Here is a 4,963-nt window from a genome sequence, read left to right as displayed (position 1 = left end):
CCGCCGGTCCGTCGCCGCCGGAACGGTCGACGGGAGCGCCCCCACCTGGGGACGCTCCCGCCGATCTCGAACGCGCCGGGTCAGTCCCGGAACTTGAAGTACGCGCGGTGCTGGAAGCCGTTGTCGAGGGTCAGCACGAACTCACGGCAGCTGCCGGCCCACGCCGGGTCGGTCTTCCACGGGTAGTTGTACCGGCCCTTGCCGTCGACCGTCATCCGCGAGCCACCCGGGTTGCGGGCGGCGACCGGAAGGGGTCGCGGGGTGATCGCGCCGTCCGGCCCGACGGTCTGCAGGGTGTCGCAGTCGACGAGCCGTGAGTAGGGCGAGCCGCTCGCCAGGATGTCCAGGCCGCGCTTGCGGGGCAGCTGGAACTTCATCGGTACGGCGCTGCCGGCGGTCACGGTGTTCAGGGCCGGTTGCGCGGCCCGACCGATGAAGTCGGCCCGGCAGGACGGGTGGGTGTCGAACGCCTCGGAGTTGTCGTTGCGTCCGGTGGTGCCCTGCACGGCGCTGTAGCCGAGGCCGCGTCGGGCGAAGGACGCCCAGAGGGTGCAGGCGTTCTCCCCGCCGGTGAGCACGGCGTCGGCGGCGATGATGGCGTTGCGGCCGGTCACGAAGCCGGGGCCGCAGCCCTGCAACTTCAGGCCGTCGACGACCAGCTGGAGGGCGAGGTTGTTGCCGCCGGTGCGCCACGACTCGTAGACGTTCGGGTTGAACCCGTGCCGGTCGACGAGGTCCCAGGTCATGTCGTACAGCACGGCCGCCCAGCCGTGCCCGATGCCGTGCGGCGCGGCCAGCGAGGTGCCGTCGAGCCAACCGCCGGTCTTGATGCTGTCGTAGGTGAACGGCTGGATCTCCATGTTCCGCGAGTAGGGCCGCGGCCGGATGCCGGGGCCGACCCGGCTCTCCTGGAACAGGGCGTACTGGCCGTAGCCGCGGGCCTGCTCCGGGTCGTCGATGGCGGGGTTGAGCAGCGAGGCGATGGCGAGGAAGTCGCTCCAGCCCTCCCCCATCTGCTCCTCACCGGTCAGGCAGTTGATCGTCGGGCCGCCGGTCAGCCGGTTGGAGACGCCGTGGCCGTACTCGTGGAAGATCGTCTCCGAGCGGAACGAGGCGTCCCGCATGGCGGGGCGGTCCAGGTTGCGCTGCACCCGGCCGGTGGCCGGCAGGCCGGCCTTGATGGCGGCCCCGTCGGCCTGGCTCACCATGACGGCGGGGATGCCGACCTCCGGGTCCATGGAGCCGTTCATGGCGGCCGGTGCGCCGGCGACGTTGTTGACGACCACCACCGCGACCGCGCCCGCCGCCTCGGCGTTGACCACCTGGGCGTGGTAGTTGCAGGCGCTGCCGCGATCCAGCACGGCGATCGCGCCGGCGGGCAGGGTGTACGGCGTGCAGCCGTCACCGACCGCGTCGACGCCGTCGTCCACCTGCACCACCTGGCCGGCGAAGCCGGCGCTGGTGGGCGCGGGGGTGAACCGCGCGTACTCCGCCTCGTAGGTGCCGGCGGCGGGGCCCGCGTCGATCGTCACCGTGTTCGGCAGGCCGAACTGGTTACCGGGCCAGAGGAACATCTGCATCCGCGGCCGGCCACCGTCCATGGCCGGGGTGGAGAAGTTGGCGTTGTTCTGGCCGGAGCCGTCGTGCGCCTCGCACTGCACGTCGTCGCCGCCGTTGCCGCCCCGCCCGTAGTTGTTGACCTGGAAGTTGCCGGACGCCTCGTCGAAGCCGTACCGGTAGGTCAGGTCGTGCACGACGTTGCACCAGTAGAACTGGTTCACCACGGCGGCGTCGTTGTACGTCTGCGGGTGCTCGTTCAGGTCGGCGGGGAAGTTGAAGGTGAGGCCGGCGCCGCCTTCGGCGGGGCTGCCCGGGTCGACCTGGTTGTTGGCGTCCTGATCGGTGTAGGCGTGCGCGTTGTTGCCCCGGGTGGTGGTGTGCTCGGCCCCCGGCGCGCCGTCGGTGTCGTGCCACCCGTACGGCGAGGCGGTCCCGTCGGCCGGGTTTCGCACGAGGCTCTGCGGGCCGTCGTTCGGATCCCCCTTGGGGAACTCGAAGACGCGGTAGCTGGATCCGTCGCGGGCCGGGTTCGGCGGGGTGATCCGCCGGGTGTGGCCGTTCGTCGTGGCGATCGCCGGGGTCGGCGCCTCCCGGCGGCCCAGGGTGGCGGCGAGTTCGGCGGGAGCGTCCTGGTGCGTCCAGTCGTCGGCGCCCAGCAGATCGCCGGTGGCGGCGTCGACTGTGGCGTTCCAGAGGTGGACGTCGGTGGAGTCGTCGATCACCAACTGCCAGGCGAGCCGGAGGCCCTTCTCGGTGGGCTGCCAGCCGAGCCGCGCCGGGATGGGCTGTTCGGAGATGCCGCTGCCGGAGACGACGGTGCGCTGCGCCGGGTCGGCGCTGCGGCTCATCACTCGTGGGGTGGCGGGTTCGGCCAGGTCGAGGGCGTCGGCGGCGGCCCGGACCGCCTCGACGGCGTCGAGGGGCGCGGCCGCGGGGGCCGGCTCGGTGAGCCCGGTGACCAGGGTGTCGCCGACGAAGACGACGCTGCCGTCGCGGGCGACGTTGACGGTCGCGGTGGCGCCGAAGATCTCCCGGCCCTGGTGACGCTGGGTCAGGTTGACGTGGGTCACGCCGTTGTGCCGGCTGGTGTAGCTGGACGCCACCGCGAGGTCGGTGAGGTCGGCGGCGAGTACGCCGTACTCGGCCGGGTGCGCCCGCAGGTACCGGAGGGCGATCTCGTTCGGCGCGCCCTCGTTCGGCCCGGTGAGGAAGGCCGGTGCGGCCGGGCCGGCCCCCTCCGGCTCGGCCCACGCGGGTCGGGCGACCAGTGGGGTCAGGGACGCGACTAGCGCCGTGGAGAGTAGCAACGCCGCATGGCGTCGCCCACGGGAGAGTTGTCGGGGCACCGATGCTCCCTTCGGGAGTTGGGGCCGGGTGGCCGTCGCACGAGGGCCGCAGCCCCGCGCCGCCAGCTCCCGCGGCGCCGAACCGGCGGTCACGTGCGGCGACCGTGCCGGCACGAAACGCATCGACGCTACGGTGCCGCCCCGCGCCGTTCATCCGACGAGTGGCGAAACATTCACACTCATCACTCCTACGGCTGTCGCGGCCGGAATCGCCCGACCGCTCGCCGCCTCGCCGCTTCCGGCTGCCGCCCGCCGTCGATCGTCCACATAGGATGTCGCGCAGTCCGCGCTCGGGACGGGCCCTGGCGGCCACGTCCACGCCGGTCGCCATCCTTCACCTCGAACGAGGCGTCCGATGCCGTCCGAGCTGCGGCATCCCATCCCCGTACGCTTCTTCTCGGAGGCCTCGCATGGCCTGGTTCATCAACCAGTCACTCCTGATCATCCTGGCAGCCTTCCTGCTGGGGCTGCTCGTCGGTTGGCTCGTCTGGGGCAGCCGGAGGCCGGCGCCGCCCGCGACCGACACCGCCGCAGCCACGCCCCTGCCCACCGAGCCCGTCCGCACCGGTCCCGACGACCTGGAGCGGATCGAGGGGATCGGCCCGAAGATGGCGGCCGCCCTGCGCGCCGCCGGCATCCACACCTTCGGTCAGCTCGCCGAGGCCGACGACGACACCCGGCGCACGGCCATCGAGGCGGCCGGGCTCACCTTCGCGCCGAGTCTCGTGACCTGGGGCCGCCAGGCCCGGCTGCTCGCCGACGGCGACGAAGCAGGATTCCGCGAACTCACCGAGCGGCTGGTGGCCGGCCGGGACGTCGAGACGGCGGCGCAGGCGCAGCCGGTGGGGCGGACCCGATGACGAAGACTCCTGCCCCGAGGCGAGAGCGCCGGTTCAGCCCGCTGGTCGCCCTGATCGTGGCGATACTCGGTCTGGCCGTACTCGGCACGGCCCAGCAGCTGCCGAACCGGCACCGGATGGAGGCCGACCTGACCCAGCGCTCCACTGTGGCGCTGCACGCGGCCGGCCTCTCCGACGTACGGGTCACCTTCACCGGACGTGACGGGAAGCTGAGGGCGGGCTCCGCCGCCGAGGCCGACCGGGCCCGCGGCGTCGTCCGCGCCCTGGCGGGCGTACGGGCCGTCGAGTCCGAGATCCCCGCGGCGCCGCTCCGCGTACCGCCCACCGTCTCGGTGGCCCTGGGTCACGGCGGCGCGTCCCTGCGGGGCACCGTGCCCACCGCGGAGTCCCGGACCGCGCTGGTCGACGCGGCGGTGGCCACCTACGGCGCCGGGGCCGTCGACGACGACCTCACGGTCGACCCGGAGGTGGGCGACGCGGCGCTGGCCGGCCTTCCGGGGGTGCTCCGCGCGTTCGGCGGCGACGGTCCCGACGCCCGGGTGGAGCTGCACCGCGGAACGCTCACCCTGACCGGAACCGCCCCCTCCGAGCTGTACCGGGAAGCGGTGCTCAGCGCCGCCCGGCGGACCGGGGCGGTGGTCGACGACCGGATCGAGGTCCCGGACGTACGACGGCGGTTAGGCGAGCTGCCCCGGCTCACGTTCGACAGCGGCGGCGACTCGCTCACCTCGGCCTCCCGAAGGAGCCTGGTCACGGTGGCCCGGATCCTGAAGGCCAATCCGAGCGCGCGGATCCGGATCGAGGGCCACACCGACTCCACCGGCTCGGCCGAGTCGAACCTCGTCCTCAGCCGTGCCCGCGCTCAGGCGGTGCACGACTTCCTGGCCGGGCACGGCGTGGCCGGCGACCGGCTGAGCGCCGAAGGGTACGGCGAGACCCGTCCCAAGGTCGCCGAGACCAGCGCGGGCGGGCTGGCGCAGAACCGGCGGGTCGAACTGGTCGTCACCGCGACGCCTCCACCGACGGACGACGGCACCTGAGGCCGGCTGCGCGAGCCGACCGCCCGGCGGGGGCGGTCGGCTCGCGCGGTCGGTTCGCGCGGTCGGCGGCGCGGTCGGTGAGCGCGGTCGGTGAGCGCGGGGGCGGGGTCGGTGAGCGCGGTCGGCCGTCGGGAGCCCGGCAGCGGGCTCCCGACGG

At 73.7% G+C, this 4,963-nt stretch carries 3 protein-coding genes; 2 read left to right on the top strand and 1 reads right to left on the bottom strand.

Annotated elements, in window-relative coordinates; translation table 11 throughout:
- Positions 1–80: 80 nt before the first annotated feature.
- Complete coding sequence (locus D7044_RS10665; protein WP_233564939.1) at positions 81–2,906, bottom strand: M36 family metallopeptidase; 2,826 nt, start codon at positions 2,904–2,906, stop codon at positions 81–83.
- 410 nt (positions 2,907–3,316) lie between these two features.
- Here D7044_RS10665 and D7044_RS32945 point away from each other — a divergent pair, with 410 nt between their 5' ends.
- Both D7044_RS32945 and D7044_RS10655 read left to right on the top strand, forming a co-directional pair.
- A complete protein-coding gene (locus D7044_RS32945) occupies positions 3,317–3,766 on the top strand; it encodes a helix-hairpin-helix domain-containing protein (RefSeq protein ID WP_411710975.1) in 450 nt (149 codons plus the stop codon).
- Complete coding sequence (locus D7044_RS10655) at positions 3,763–4,806, top strand: OmpA family protein (protein WP_120688719.1); 1,044 nt, start codon at positions 3,763–3,765, stop codon at positions 4,804–4,806. The genes D7044_RS32945 and D7044_RS10655 overlap by 4 nt, the downstream gene beginning before the upstream one ends.
- Positions 4,807–4,963: the final 157 nt, after the last annotated feature.

The sequence above is a fragment of the Micromonospora musae genome (assembly GCF_003626635.1).
In the GTDB taxonomy this organism is placed as follows: Bacteria; Actinomycetota; Actinomycetes; order Mycobacteriales; family Micromonosporaceae; genus Micromonospora; species Micromonospora musae.
This window is presented reverse-complemented; position numbering and strand designations above follow the sequence as displayed.

Excerpts from the sequence above, each read along its gene's own strand:
- D7044_RS10655 (WP_120688719.1), top strand. The coding sequence starts at position 3,763 with ATGACGAAGACTCCTGCCCCGAGGCGAGAGCGCCGGTTCAGCCCGCTG.
- D7044_RS32945 (WP_411710975.1), top strand. The coding sequence starts at position 3,317 with ATGGCCTGGTTCATCAACCAGTCACTCCTGATCATCCTGGCAGCCTTC.